At 70.5% G+C, this 13,325-nt stretch carries 10 protein-coding genes; 5 read left to right on the top strand and 5 right to left on the bottom strand.

Annotated elements, in window-relative coordinates:
• From ACF3NH_RS18330 to ACF3NH_RS18320, 3 genes are read right to left on the bottom strand one after another with little or no spacing between them, the layout of a single operon-like run.
• Positions 1–1,152 (bottom strand): glycosyltransferase, encoded by a 1,152-nt coding sequence (locus ACF3NH_RS18330; RefSeq protein ID WP_198366743.1) that lies wholly within the window; start codon positions 1,150–1,152, stop codon positions 1–3.
• A complete protein-coding gene (locus ACF3NH_RS18325) occupies positions 1,149–2,333 on the bottom strand; it encodes a glycosyltransferase (protein ID WP_422924904.1) in 1,185 nt (394 codons plus the stop codon). The genes ACF3NH_RS18330 and ACF3NH_RS18325 overlap by 4 nt, the downstream gene beginning before the upstream one ends.
• Complete coding sequence (locus tag ACF3NH_RS18320) at positions 2,330–3,220, bottom strand: glycosyltransferase family 2 protein (protein WP_422924902.1); 891 nt, start codon at positions 3,218–3,220, stop codon at positions 2,330–2,332. Before ACF3NH_RS18320 ends, ACF3NH_RS18325 begins: the two co-directional genes overlap by 4 nt.
• A gap of 38 nt (positions 3,221–3,258) precedes the next feature.
• On the opposite strand from ACF3NH_RS18320, the gene ACF3NH_RS18315 reads away from it, so the two are divergent.
• Positions 3,259–4,113: a type 2 periplasmic-binding domain-containing protein gene (locus tag ACF3NH_RS18315; protein ID WP_422924900.1), complete on the top strand. Its 855-nt coding sequence runs from the start codon at positions 3,259–3,261 to the stop codon at positions 4,111–4,113.
• Between the two features lie 17 nt (positions 4,114–4,130).
• On the opposite strand, the gene ACF3NH_RS18310 is transcribed toward ACF3NH_RS18315, so the two are convergent.
• The gene (locus tag ACF3NH_RS18310; protein WP_422924898.1) at positions 4,131–5,474 is read right to left on the bottom strand and encodes a lipopolysaccharide biosynthesis protein; all 1,344 of its coding nucleotides are present in this window, start codon (positions 5,472–5,474) and stop codon (positions 4,131–4,133) included.
• Complete coding sequence (locus ACF3NH_RS18305; RefSeq protein ID WP_422924895.1) at positions 5,467–7,731, bottom strand: GumC family protein; 2,265 nt, start codon at positions 7,729–7,731, stop codon at positions 5,467–5,469. Before ACF3NH_RS18305 ends, ACF3NH_RS18310 begins: the two co-directional genes overlap by 8 nt.
• A gap of 427 nt (positions 7,732–8,158) precedes the next feature.
• Here ACF3NH_RS18305 and ACF3NH_RS18300 point away from each other — a divergent pair, with 427 nt between their 5' ends.
• The 4 genes from ACF3NH_RS18300 (at position 8,159) to ACF3NH_RS18285 (ending at position 13,317) form a co-directional block, all read left to right on the top strand.
• Complete coding sequence (locus ACF3NH_RS18300; protein WP_422924893.1) at positions 8,159–9,238, top strand: UDP-glucuronic acid decarboxylase family protein; 1,080 nt, start codon at positions 8,159–8,161, stop codon at positions 9,236–9,238.
• The gene (locus tag ACF3NH_RS18295; protein ID WP_198366736.1) at positions 9,235–10,689 is read left to right on the top strand and encodes a sugar transferase; all 1,455 of its coding nucleotides are present in this window, start codon (positions 9,235–9,237) and stop codon (positions 10,687–10,689) included. The genes ACF3NH_RS18300 and ACF3NH_RS18295 overlap by 4 nt, the downstream gene beginning before the upstream one ends.
• A gap of 109 nt (positions 10,690–10,798) precedes the next feature.
• Positions 10,799–12,232 carry a hypothetical protein gene (locus ACF3NH_RS18290; RefSeq protein ID WP_422924891.1) on the top strand — a complete coding sequence of 478 codons (1,434 nt, stop codon included), beginning with the start codon at positions 10,799–10,801 and terminating at the stop codon, positions 12,230–12,232.
• A complete protein-coding gene (locus tag ACF3NH_RS18285) occupies positions 12,229–13,317 on the top strand; it encodes a hypothetical protein (protein WP_422924889.1) in 1,089 nt (362 codons plus the stop codon). The genes ACF3NH_RS18290 and ACF3NH_RS18285 overlap by 4 nt, the downstream gene beginning before the upstream one ends.
• The last annotated feature ends 8 nt before the right edge of the window (positions 13,318–13,325 follow it).

The raw sequence follows: 13,325 nt of genomic DNA, 5'->3' as shown, positions 1-13,325 counted from the left end.
TCAGGCCACCAGCTGCGGCTCGGCCGGGCGGGCGGGACGATCCGGGGCGGAGCCGGGGGCGCGGCCCTGGCGGCGCATGGCGCGCGCCACCTCCTCGCGGATGCGGCGCTGGAAGACCGTGCGGTCGTACTGCGCGGCATGCCGGCGGATGGCCTGGGGGTCATAGGCATCGGGGTCGAAGCCGCTCAGCACGCCGGCCAGGCTGCCGGCCTCCTGCTCGGCGAAGAACTCACCGGTGACGCCGGGCCGCACCGTGTCCAGCGCGCCGCCCTGGCCGAGCGCGATGACCGGCCGGCCGGACGCCATGGCCTCCAGGGGGGTGATGCCGAAATCCTCGATCGCCGGCAGGATGAAGGCGGCGCAGCGCGCGTAGAGATCCGCCTTGCGCGCGCCATCCACACGGCCGACGAACTCGATGGTCGGGCCGGCCATCTGCTTCAGCCGCGCCGTGTCGCGCCCGTCGCCGGCGACCAGCAGCTTCAGGCCGAGCCGGTTGCAGGCCTCGATGGCGACATCCGCGCGCTTCCAGCCCACCAGGCGCATCAGCAGCAGGTAGTAGCCGTCATGCCGCGGCGCGACGTGGAACTCGTTGATGTCGATCGGCGGCGGGATCAGCGCGCTGCGGCGGCGATAGGTCTTGCGGATGCGCCGCTGCACCAGATCGCTGGTGGCGATCCAGTGATCCACGCCCTGCGCCGAGGCGATGTCGAGTCCGCGCAGCGGCGGGAGGAAGGGCGCGATCAGTCCGCGCTTGACCTTGCCGAAGCCCTCGCGCCGCGCATAGGCGTCGAAGTCCCAGAGGAAGCGCGAGGGCGAGTGGCAGTAGCAGACATGCGTGGTGTCCGGCCCGGTGGTGACATTGTGCGCGAAGTTGAAGGCGCTGCTGATCACCAAGTCGTAGCCATCCGTCACCAGGCTCTGCATGGCGAAGGGGTAGAGCGGGAAGACGATGCGGTGAAAGCGGTTGGCGCCGGGCAGGCGGTCGAGCCAGCTGGTGCGGATGCCCCAGTCACGGAAGCGCGGCGGCAGCAGGTCCGGATGATAGCTCGGCGCCATGATGGTGGCGTCCGGATAGATCGCGCGCAGCTCCTCCAGCACCTTCTCGGCGCCGCCATACTGGTTGATGACGTCGTGGACGATGGCGACCTTCATGCCCGGCTCTCCGCATGCGTGGCGACAACCTGGTCGTAGACCTCGGCGACCTTCCGGCAGAACACCTCGGGCGCGAAGACCTCGCGCGCCGAGCGGGCCGCCGCGGCGCCGAGCGCCGCGCCCTCCGGCCCGGCCGCGCGCGCGATGGCGGCGGCCAGGGCAGGGGCGTCGCCCGGCGCCACGATCAGCCCGGTATGGTCGTCCCGAATGCCCTCCTCCGTGCCGCCGACGCGCGTGGCGACGATCGGCCGGCCGAGCGCCATGGCTTCCAGCAGCACCATGCTGAGGGATTCGTGCTTCACCGAGGCCTGCACGACGACATCCATCGCCCGCATCCAGGCGCCGACATCGGCGCGGAAACCGGTGAAATGCACGCGGCCGCGCAGCACGGGGTTCTCGGCCATGGCGCGGATCTGCGCCTGGAAGCCGGCCTTGTCCTTCAGCGCTAGCGGGCCGACGATCCAGAACTGCGCCTGCGGATGGTCCCGCGCCAGCAGCTCCGCCGCACGCAGGAAGACGTCCTGCCCCTTGCGCGGCTCGATGACTCCGAAGACGCCGATATGCGGGCCGGGGCCGGTGACCTCGGCGGCGGGAGCGGGCGTCGGGCCGTCCAGCAGGCGCGCCTCGATGCCGTTCGGAATGACGCTGCCGCGGTCGAGATCGGCGCCGATGCTGGCCAACAGCGCGGTACCGGCGCCGGAGACGGCGATGTAGCGGCTGTAGTCACGCACCGCCTGGCGCAGCGCCAGCGCGTAGAGCGGACGGGCCGGCAGGGATTCATGGACGTGCAGCAGGATTGGCAGGCCGAGCGCCCGCGCCGCGCGGCGCGCATAGAGCGAGCCGACCGGATGATGCGCGTGGATCAACGAGACCTGCTCGTCGCGGCAGATCCGCTCCACCGCCGCGGCACCCTGGCGCCAGGCCAGCGGATAGCGCAGCAGCACGCGCGGATCGGCGGTGATGCGCATGCGGTCGAAGGGCGTGGGCGCCACGCGCAGCCCCTGCGCGCGCGCCGCCTCGGCCAGCTCGCCGCCGTCGGGGCAGGCCAGGATGGGCTCCCAGCCATGCCGGGGGAGGCCGCTGGCCAGGTTCAGGATGACCCGTTCCACGCCGCCCAGATGGCCGACGCGGTTGACGATCAGGACGCGGCGGCGCTCGGCGCGCGGGGGGAGGGCGTTCATGTGCGGACCGGCTCCGTCGCCGCCGGCCGCCGCGCGGGCGCGGGCGGCGGCGCGTCGGGAGCGGCATAGACCGAGGCGGGCGGGTCGGGCATCGGCGTGACATGCTGCCGCTCCCAGGCCTTGGCCTGCCGCAGGAACTCGCCGGAGGCATGCAGCCCGGCCCAGATGAAGCCGCGTGGCCCGAGCTTCCAGCAACCCGAGACGATGTAGATCCAGCCGAAGCGCAGCAGCGGCTTCAGGAACAGCATCAACGCGCTGGCCTTGCCGGTCTCGGACAGCATCCGGCCCTCGAGATCGGAGTTGCGGTCCAGCGTCTGCATCTGCGCCGAGATGGAGTAGTTGCGCCAGTGCAGCAGCGGCCCATCCAGCATGAGGGCGGCGCCGGGGACGCGGATCTCCTCATGCACCAGCATGGTCGGGTCCCAGTTGCCGAAGCGGCGGTTGAACAGGCGGATGAAGTTCATCCGCTTACTGCGCCGGCGCATGCTCGGCATCAGCCGGCCCAGGAATTCATCCTGGCGGTCCACCACATAGCCATTCCGCGGATCGGGGCCGGCGGCCAGCGCGGCCTGGATGGAGGCAGCGAGCTGCGGCGTGACGATCTCGTCGGAATCGATGGAGAGCAGCCAGTCATGCGTGGCCAGCTCGACGCCGCGCCGGTGCTGCTTGCCCCAGCCCAGCCAGTCCTGATGCACGACGCGCGCGCCGAGCCCTTCGGCGATCTCCACCGTGCGGTCGGTGCTGCCGGAGTCGAGGATCAGCACCTCGTCGGCGAAGGCGACGCTCTGCACCGCGCGGGCGATGCAGCCTTCCTCGTTCTTCGCCAGAATCAGGACGGTCAGCCTCGCGCGGGCCTCGCCGGAGGGCGACAGGGGGGTGGCGGTCATGCAAGATGTTCCCGTCTCGGCTGAAGGGGAGGCGTGGGATGTTCGGACGGCGCGGCCTGCTGGCCACGGGATTGGCTTTCCTGCCGGGCGGCCGGACGGCGCGGGCCGCCGGGACCTCGCTCATTCCCGCCGCGCATCCGGTGCTGGGCGATCATCTCGATCGCCTCCTGGAGCGACTGCCGGCCGGCACCCGGGCGGAACTCGCCGCGATGGGGGGCCGGCTGCGGCACGGTGGCCTGCTGGCCGAGGCCCTGCCTTTTCCCGCGGCGGCGCTCTTCGCCGGGTTTCCCGGCGGCATGGCGGCGGAGGAACTGCGGGACTGGCTGCGCCACCCCGAGGGGCTGCGGCTGTGGCGGCAGGGCTGGGCGGAGGCCGGCTTCCACGCCCTGCCCTGCGGTGTCCTGGAGACGCCCCTGGCCCTGCGGGCCGGTCCCGGAACCACCGCCGACGACCTCCGCCCCCGTGCCATGGCGGTGCGGCCAGGGCCCCTGGCCATGGCCTGGGAGAGTCTGCCGGCCGCGACGCAGGGCGAGGGCACGGATGCCGCCCTGGGCTGGGACAGGCCGGGGTGGGACAGGCTGGAGTGGGAGAGAAGCGGGCCGCGGGCCTTCGCCTGGCCCGCCGCCTACGGTCAGCTGATCGAACTCGCCATGCCGGCCGAGGACTGGCGCCGGCTTTCCGGGGCGGCGCGTGCCCAGCTGACTGACGCCTGTGCCCTGGCCCTGGCGGAGCCCGCCCGGCTGGAACCGGCGGCCCGGCCCTTGCCGCCGGCCCTGGCGATGGGGCTGGCCCAGGCCCTGGGCCATAGCCTCGCCCTGCTGGTGCCCGAGCCGGCGCGGCGTGCCTACGCGGCGGCGCGCCGGGCCCGCTGGATCGGCCCGGCCATGGCCTGACGGCTGCCGGGCCTGCCTCATGCGCCCTGCAATCCGCGACGCAACAGGGCGATGTCGGCCGCGCTGGGCAGCAGCGCCGGCAGCGGCAGCCCGAGCGTCCGACGCATGCCGAGCAGCAGCCCCGTCAGGCGCACCAACCCGCCGGCCAGCACCGCATAGGCGGCACCGATGGCACCGAGCCAGGGCACCAGCACCACCAGCGCCAGCGCCGTGGCGGCGAAGGAGACGGCCTGCACCGTCGAGGTGAAGCCGGGGCGGCCCAGGCAGAGGAAAAGCTGCATCGGCACCTGGCAGAGGCAGGAGATGGCGGCGCCGATCAGCAAGATATGAAAGATGCCGGCGGCGGCGGCGAACTCGGGGCCGTAGAGCAGGCGCAGCGCCAGCCCGCCCAGCACCCAGCCGCCGGCCACCATGCCGAACATGGCGTAGAGGATGACGCGGAAGAGCCGGTCGTGCATCGCCTTGGTCGAGGCTTCGTCCCGCCCGGCCATGGCCGGGAAGCCGACCGAGGCGACCGCCTGCTGCACCACCATCACGAGGCGCGACAGGCCGAAGGCGACGACGTAGAGGCCGAAATCCGCCTGCGACACCATCGTCACCAGCACCATGCGGTCGAGCGAGAGGGCGAGATTGGCCAGCACCGCATTGGGCGCGGCGCGGAGCGCGAAGGAGACGAGCGGACGCGCCTCCCGCCCGGCGCCGCGCCAGTGCGGCCGGCCCAGGCGCCACTGCCAGACCAGGAGCAGCCCCAGCACCAGCACCGCGCCGGCGAACATGCAGCCGGCCGCCAGCTCCGGCGTCATCGGCAGGGCCGCCGCGGCCACCAGGAGCAGCAGAAGATAGAGCAGCACATCGGCCTGATTGGCCGTGTTGGCCAGGCGGTACTGGCCGAGCGCGCTGAAGCTGTTCTTCAGCACCATGGCGATCAGCATCACCGGCGTGGCGGCCATCACCATGACCTGCGCGGCCAGGACGGTTTGCGGGTCGTAATTCCGGCCCATCAGCCAGGGCAGCAGCGCCAGCCCGACCAGGACACCGAGGGCCGAGAGGCCGAGGCCCAGGATGAGCGTCGCGCCCAGCACGGCGCCGGCGCGCTCCGGATGGCCCTTGGTGCGATAGACCTGCGCATAGGGCAGGCCGGCCAGCGCCATGGTGGCCAGGACCAGCGGCCAGAAGGTGATGGCGGCATAGGCGCCGCGCCCCTCCGGCCCCAGCATGCGGGCCAGGAAGACGCCGGTGGCCAGGTTCACCAGGGTGATGAAGGCCTGGCTGAACACCGTCTGCAGGAAGGCGAAGGCGGTGCGCTCGCCACGGACCAGCCCTCGCAGGCCGCGGCGGAGCGCGGCGCCGATCTCAGGCATGGAAATAGGCCGCGCGCAGCCCCCGGCGGTAGGCGCCGTGCGCCGGCGCCATCTTCGGATCGATGCCGTTCAGCACCACGCCGGCGATGCGCACCTCGGCCATCTGCAGGGCGGCGACGCCGTCCAGCACCGCCTCGCGATGCGACTTGCCCGACTGCGTGACCAGGATGGTCTCCTGCACCATGCGGCCGATCAGCGCGGCATCCGACACCGGGCCCACCGGCGGCGTGTCGACCAGCACGTAGTCATAGGCCTTGTCGGCGGCTTCCAGCAGATCGGCCATGGCCGTGGTCGCGAGCAGGTCCTGCGGCGCCACGGCCTCCCCCTCGAAACGGCCCGCCGGCAGGATGTCCAGGCCGGCGACACTGTCGGAGGCGACGGCGGCGGTGGCCGGAAGCCTGCCCGAGAGGACATCCACCAGCCCCTGCTCGGCCTCCCGGCCGAAGGCGGCGCGCGCCACGCCGGGGCGGCGCAGGTCGGCATCGATCAGCAGCACCCGGAGGCCCGAGGCGGCCAGGCTGCGCGCCAGGGCCAGGGCCAGGCTGGTCTTGCCCTCGCCCGGCAGGGCCGAGGTGACCGCCAGGCTGCGGATCCGGCCGATCCCGGTGCGGGGCAGCGCCAGCAGCATGCGCAGCGAGCGCAGGGCCTCCGCCGTGGCGGATTTCGGCTGATGCAGCACCTGCCAGTGCGGCGGGCGCCGGCGGGAGGTCTGCGGCAGCGCGACAAGCCCGCGCAGGCCGGTGGCCGCCTCCACCTCGCCGAGGTTGGCGAAGCCGGGGCGCAGACGGTCGCGCAGCATGGCGAGGCCCAGCGCGGTCACCGCCGCGACGACGCCGGAGATCGCCAGCAGCAGGCTCTTGCGCGGGAAGCTCGGCAGCAGCGGCGGCGTCCCGTAGGAAACCACGCGCGCATCGGCCTGCTGGATGCCCTCCTGCGCCGCGACCTGCTTCTGGCGGCTGAGCAGGTTCTCGTAGAGGGTGCGGGTGATGTTGACCTGCCGCTCCGCCTCGCGCGCAGGCGCGTCGTTGCGCTCATAGGCGCCCATCTCGCGCTCGAGATCGGCGACCGAGCGGCGCAACTCCATCTCCCGGGCGCGCGAGATCTGCACCTCGCTCTGCAACCCGCGCAGGACTTTGCCCACCTCCTCGCCGATCTTGCGCTGCACCTCGGAAACCTCGGCGCGCGCCGCGCGCAGGGACGGGTGGCTATTGCCGAACTGCGCGGCCATCTCGGCCTCGCGGCGGCGGGCGATCGCCTCCTGCTCACGCAGGCGCGAGATGGTGGCGGAGGCCTGCACGTCGGTGTCGGCATCGCCGGCGGCGGCCAGGCTGCGGCTTTCGCGCACGCGCTGCAGGCGGGCCTCGCGCTGCGCCAGATCGGCGCGGGCCATGGTCAGCTGGGCGTTCATCTCCGCCAGGCGCTGCGCCGTCAGGGAGGTGCCACCGGGCTGATAGAGCTGGAAGCGCTCGCGGTACTCCTGCAGCTCCCGCTCCGCCAGGCGCAGGCGATTGGCCTGCTCCTCCACCTCACGGTCGAGCCAGCTGCGCGCCGCGGTCAGAGCCTCGTTCTTAATCCGCCGCTGGTCCTCGATGTAGAGATCCACATGGCGGTTCACGATGCGGGTGGCGAGCTCGGGGCTGGACGCCTGGAAGGTCACGTTGATGACGAAGGAGCGGCCCGTATTGAAGACGGACAGACCGCGCTGATAGCTGGCGACCGCGATCTCGAAGCGCGTCTGCTCGTCGGGATCGCCGGCGAGAGCATCGGTCCAGCCGTCCAGCATTCGCGCCGCCGAGGTCAGGCCGGCGCGGCTGGCCAGATCCGCCAGGCCGCCCACGATGCGCGCGGACAGCGGCGGCGTCGGCTGGAAGTCGGCGAGCTTGGTCAGCTCGAGATCCTCGACGACACGGCGCATCAACTGCGGGCTGGTCAGGATCTCCACCTCGCTGCGCACGGCATTGCCGTCGATGCCTGTCGCCGGGCCGGTCAGCACCTCGCGCAATTCCGCGTAATGCAACTGGCGCGTGTTCAGCATCACCATCGCGCTGGAGGAATAGATGGGCTGAAGGTTGATGATCACCACGAAAGCGAGGGCGAGCCAGGCCAGGATCCAGAGCGCGATGAAGCGCCGCGAGCGCCGGAAGATCCCCGCCAGGGCACCGAGCGAGGTCTCCTTCGACGCATGCGATCCCTGCGGCAGGGCGAGAGCGGGGAGATGGCTCTCCCCTTGTCCGTCAGGAATGCGGGCCGGGATCATCGCGAAATCCTCTTGCAGGGGCCGGGGGACAGCGACATGGCGAGGCGTGGTGGCATCGGTGGGGGGCTCCGCTTGGCAGATCCTGGAAAGCCGGACCCGCCCCTACTGGGCGCTTCGACAGGCGGCCGAACATCCTGGAATGCAGGTTTTCTGGCCTTCGGCGAGCACTTGGCCGGATACTAAGTCACAGTGAACCGCAAGTAGAACAAGATAAAATTTGGTCAGATCCGCTTACGTGATCTCACATTTCTTTGACCTTCGGCGTGCCTGTCGATGCGCATAACGCATTGCAGCATTCCACCGCAAGCCAGTATCTATTCCGAGCACGACACAAGACCTGTAGCAAAAAAAATTCATATCTGGTTATTCAACCAAAAAGTTTCCCCTTGCGTGCGGGGGTGGATTCGTCACCCCTAAATGAACGCGCTTGGAGACCGATTGCATGTCAAGGCAAAATTATCGCGTCCTGGTTGCGGGCGGTTCGGGCTTCATCGGATCCAACCTCTGCCGCCGCCTGCTCGAACAAGGACATGAAGTCCTTTGTGTCGACAATTACTTCACGGGTTCGCGCTCCAACATCGCGGACCTGATCGGGAACCCCCGATTCGAGGCGATGCGCCACGATGTTACTTTCCCGCTTTATGTCGAGGTTGATCGAATATTCAATCTCGCCTGCCCGGCCTCGCCGGTGCATTACCAGTACGATCCCGTGCAGACGACCAAGGTCAGCGTGCTTGGCGCGATCAACATGCTTGGCCTTGCCAAGCGATTGAAGGCGCCCATCCTGCAGGCTTCCACCAGCGAGGTGTATGGCGATCCCACCCAGCACCCGCAGCGCGAGTCCTACTGGGGGAATGTCAACCCCATCGGGAGGCGCGCCTGCTATGATGAAGGCAAGCGCTGCGCCGAGACGCTTTTCTTCGATTACCGCCGCCAGCACGGCCTGAATGTAAAGGTCGCGCGGATCTTCAATACCTACGGTCCGGCGATGCATCCCGCGGATGGCCGCGTGGTTTCCAACTTCATCGTGCAGGCGCTGCGCGGAGAGCCCATCACGATCTATGGCGATGGCTCGCAGACCCGCGCCTTCTGCTATGTCGACGATCTGGTGGAGGGGCTGATCCGCCTGATGGACACGCCGCCCGAGGTCACCGGCCCAGTGAATCTCGGCAATCCCGGCGAGTTCACCATCCGCGAGCTGGCCGAGATGGTCATCCGCATGACCGGCTCCAGGTCGCAGCTCATCATGACGGCGCTGCCGGCCGATGATCCGAAGCAGCGTCGCCCCGACATCAGCAAGGCGCAGGAGCTGCTCGGCGGCTGGACGCCGAAGGTGCCGCTCGAGGAAGGGCTGGCCAGCACCATCGCCTATTTCCGCGAGGTGCTCAGCGGCGACGAGCCGCAGCCGCTGCCGCACATGGCGGCGGAAGCCTATGCCAATGCCCGGCTGCGCGTCGCCGCGCCGGAGGCGCCGCGGCCCGATCCGGCCGGCAGGCTCCGCGCATGAGGACCGGGCAGGCTTACAACGCCGACCTGCTGCGCCTTCTGGCGGAGCCGTCGCGGCCTGTCCGCCAGGGCGCGGGACACGCCTTCCGGGCGTCCAGCCATGCCATCAGGGTCTGCGTCGCCCTGGTCGACGCGCTGCAGGTGGCGGCCCTGGGCCTGCTGATCTGGGCGTTGTTCCCGCAGTCGATGGAGAATGGCTGGAGCGCCGCCGGCCTCGCCGTGCTGGCCGCGGTGCTGGCCGGCGTCACGCGCCGCGCGCTGCGGGTCGGCACGGCGCCGCAGCCGGATGCCGTCGCCGCCGTCGCCCTGCGCGCCGCCCTGGCCGTGGTGATCGCCGTCCCCACGGTGCTGTTCTGCGCCTGGATCGCCCGCCTGCCCGATGCCGGGGTGGGGCAGTCCATGCTCGGCTGGGGCCTGTTCTGGATCCTGGGCGCGGCGCCGGTGGCCTTCGGGCTGCGGCATCTCGCCAACCACATGGCGATCCGTCTCGGCCGCGCCGGTCCCGCCGTCGCCATCCTGGGCGATCCGGCGGAGCGGCAGCCGCTGGTCGATGTCGTGCAGCGCTTCGGCGCCTCCGGCTGGCACCTGGCCGCCTCCGCCGAGGAATCGCCGGAGACCCTGGAGCGCCTGGCCGGCCTGGCCGAGGCCGGTGAGCTCGACACGGTGATCCTGGCCTGCCGGGGCGAGGGCGCCCTGGAGCGGATCGAGGCCGTCTGTGCCCGCCTGGCGGACCAGCCGGTGCGGATCTGCCTCTCGCCCGGCTTCACCCCGGCCATGGCCGGGGCCCTGACCGGCCCGAGCCTGGCGGCCCTGCCGCTCTATGACCTGCGCGGCCGGCCTCAAAGCGGCTGGCCGGCGACGGCCAAGCGCAGCATGGACATCCTGCTGGCGGGTGGGGCGCTGCTGGTGCTCTCGCCGTTCCTGGCGCTGGTCGCGCTGGCCATCCGTCTGGAATCGCCCGGCAGCCCCTTCTTCGCCCAGTGGCGCTTCGGGCAGGGCAGCCGGCCCATCAAGGTCTGGAAGTTCCGCTCCATGTATGCCGATCGCGGCGACCGCACGGGTGCCGCGCGCACCCTGGCGCGCGATCCGCGCGTGACGCCGATCGGGCGGTTCATCCGCCGCACCAGCATCGACGAGCTGCCGCAACTCTTCTGCGTGCTGCGTGGCGACATGTCCCTCGTGGGCCCGCGTCCGCATCCGCTTCACATGCGCGTGGGCGATGCCTACTACTTCGATGCCGTCGAGGGCTATCGCGTGCGCCATGCCATCAAGCCCGGCCTCACCGGATGGGCGCAGATCAACGGTTCGCGCGGCGAGGTGGACACCCTGGCCAAGGCCCGCCGGCGGCTGGAGCTGGACCGGTGGTATCTGGACAACTGGTCGCTTTCCCTGGATCTCTGGATCATTCTGCGCACGGCGCTGGGCGGCTTCTCGACGCGCGGCGCGGATTGAGGCGGGTCCTCCCGCCCATGGCCAGGCTGCCCCGGCCTGTTCCGGGCCGGGGGCTTCCGCAGGCGGGCCTTCGCCTGCGGCCTATCATCAGCGGACGGCGCGACCATCCATGACACCAGCCCTGACCCTGCCGGCCCGCGGCACGCGCCTCGAGGAGGGGGGTGGCCTGCTGCAGGCGGATGCCATGCTGGCGGCCTGCGTCGCCCTGTTCCTGCCGCTGGCGATGCTGGCGGCCGGGCTGGCCGGCCCCCTGCGCCTGCTCTACCCGGCCATGGCCGTGGCGGCGGCCGGCTATCTCTACTTCCGCAACTCGCCCTGGTATGTCGGCCTGCTCGTCTGGCTGTTCTGCGCCTCGCCGCTGATCCGCCGCATGGTCGATCTGCCGCTGGGCTTCCAGCAGTCCAGCCCGATCCTGCTCGCGCCCTACGCCGCGGCGCTGTTCTGCGCCATCTCCTTCGTGACCTACCTGCTGCGGCCGCGGGCCAAGCTGATCGGGCCTTTCGTCGTCTTCCTCGTCTGCGTCGGATACGGCTGGGTGCTCGCCGCCTTCGCCGGCCGGCTGGCCTCCGGCATGGTCGATGTCCTGAAATGGGGTATCGGACCGCTGGTGGCCGTGCATCTGATGGCCCAGGCGCAGCAGTATCCGGCGTTTCACCGCGTCGTGCTGAACAGCTTCGGCATCGCCTGCCCGGCCATGGCGGCCTATGGCATCATGCAGTTCATCGAACCGACGCCCTGGGACGCGGACTGGGTCTCGAACATGATCCTGCAGGGCATGACCTCGATGGGCCAGCCCTTGCCCTTCGAGCTGCGCGTCTTCGGCACCATGCATTCCCCGGGTTCCTTCGGCGCCTTCCTGATGGTCGGGTTGATCCTGCTGATCGGCCGGCCGCTGCCGCTGGCGCTGCCCGGCATGGCGCTGACGGTGCTGGGGCTGGCGCTGGCGCAGTACCGCGCCATCTGGACCGGCACGGCGATCGGCGTGCTGCTGGTCCTGTTCGGCGGCACGGCGCGCGAGCGGATGCGGATCATCATCGGCGGCATGGTGCTGGTGCTCGCCATGGGTCCCATGATCGCGGTGCCGGAGATGCAGGAGACCATCACCAAGCGCATCGAATCCCTGACGACGCTCGCCGCGGACGAGAGCGGCGAGGACCGGCTGAACCAGTACCGCGAGTTCCTGGAGGGCGAGGACCGGCTGATCATCGGCGAGGGGCTGGCCATCACCGGCGCCTCCCGCCAGATGGACGGCAAGCAGGGCGTGGTGATCGACAGCGGCATCATCGAGGTCTACACGGCGCTCGGCATCATCATGGCCACGGTGATGTTCGCCGCCATGGCCGTGCTGGTGCTGCGAACCTTCCGGGCCTCGGATGCCGTCTCACCGCATATGCACCTCTACCGCGCCGTGGTGGTGGCCAGCTTCCTGCAGCTGCCCTTCGGCTCGGTGCATGTGGGCGAGGCGGGCTTCGGCGCCTGGCTCTGCCTCGGCCTCGCCATGGCCTCGATGCTGCCACGCAGTGACATCAGGAGAACGACGTGACGGACCGGCTCTGCATCGCCACCTGGATCGTGCTGGACAAGGTCGAGGAGGCGACGGACTTTCCGTCGGTCGGCGAGAACTCTTCCCGCGCCGCCTTCCAGCTCGTCTACTGGCGCTGCGTCGCGACCTTCTTCGCCACCAGCCTGGCGCATGATCCGGAAGCGTGCCACGTCCTCTATTCCAATGTGGATGTGGCCGAGGCGGCGCCGCCCGGCATTCTCGCCCATCTGCGCGCGCTGGGAGTCGAGTTCCGGCTCTGCGACATCACCTTCCGCTTGCCGAGCGGCAGTGTCAGCCGCTGGGGCAATCAGTTCTATGTCCTCGATGTCATTCGCGACTTCGCCGCGCATCCCGGGGGCGAGGCGCTGGTCCTGGTCGATTCCGACTGCGTGATCCGGCGCGCGCTGACGCCCCTGCTGCCGCGCATCCGTGAGCATCGCTGCCTGACCTATACGCTGCGCCCGCGGGACCAGAAGAATTACGAGCTTGGCCAGCTGCTCAACGGCATGAGCCATGCCCGCATGGGGCAGGTGCTCGAGGAGACCTTCGGCGTCTCGGTCGCGGAGCCGCCGCAGTATCACGGCGGCGAGTTCTTCGCCGCCACGCATGGCTTCTGCCGCGACCTCCTGCCGCGGATCGAGCAGCTCTGGCCCCGTGCCGTGGCCGAGGCGCGCTGGCCGGATTCGATCAAGGAGGAGGCGCATTTCCTCTCCATCCTGGCCTATGCCCAGGGCGTTCCGCCCTATACGGCGAATGACGTGATCCGGCGCATCTGGACCAACTTCGAGGACATCAACACCCAGCCCGACGATGCCGCGCTGGCGATCTGGCATGTCCCGGCCGAGAAGAAATATGGCATCCGCCGTCTGTGGCGGCATATGGAACGGCGCCGGCTGGTCGGCCAGAGACTGTCGCCGGAGACGAGCAACCGCTTGACCCGCCGCTATATCGGCGTGCCCCGGCGGGGGCCGGTGAAGCTCCTGCAGGATGTCGCGGAGAAGCTGCGCGAGCGGCTGCGTCAGCAGCTGGCCCGCTCCCGCCCTTCCGTCGCGCCCAAGATGCGGCGCGATCCCGCCAGCGGCTGAGGCCGGAT

It is taken from the genome of Pseudoroseomonas sp. WGS1072, from assembly GCF_049340465.1.
GTDB lineage: Bacteria > Pseudomonadota > Alphaproteobacteria > Acetobacterales > Acetobacteraceae > Pseudoroseomonas.
Note: the sequence above shows the minus strand (reverse complement) of the source record. Positions and strands in the feature narration are given on the sequence as shown.

Bases quoted from the DNA above. Each gene is read 5' to 3' on its own strand.
- ACF3NH_RS18330 (WP_198366743.1), bottom strand. From the start codon at position 1,152: ATGAAGGTCGCCATCGTCCACGACGTCATCAACCAGTATGGCGGCGCC.
- ACF3NH_RS18325 (WP_422924904.1), bottom strand. From the start codon at position 2,333: ATGAACGCCCTCCCCCCGCGCGCCGAGCGCCGCCGCGTCCTGATCGTC.
- ACF3NH_RS18320 (WP_422924902.1), bottom strand. From the start codon at position 3,220: ATGACCGCCACCCCCCTGTCGCCCTCCGGCGAGGCCCGCGCGAGGCTG.
- ACF3NH_RS18315 (WP_422924900.1), top strand. From the start codon at position 3,259: ATGTTCGGACGGCGCGGCCTGCTGGCCACGGGATTGGCTTTCCTGCCG.
- ACF3NH_RS18310 (WP_422924898.1), bottom strand. From the start codon at position 5,474: ATGCCTGAGATCGGCGCCGCGCTCCGCCGCGGCCTGCGAGGGCTGGTC.
- ACF3NH_RS18305 (WP_422924895.1), bottom strand. From the start codon at position 7,731: ATGATCCCGGCCCGCATTCCTGACGGACAAGGGGAGAGCCATCTCCCC.
- ACF3NH_RS18295 (WP_198366736.1), top strand. From the start codon at position 9,235: ATGAGGACCGGGCAGGCTTACAACGCCGACCTGCTGCGCCTTCTGGCG.
- ACF3NH_RS18290 (WP_422924891.1), top strand. From the start codon at position 10,799: ATGACACCAGCCCTGACCCTGCCGGCCCGCGGCACGCGCCTCGAGGAG.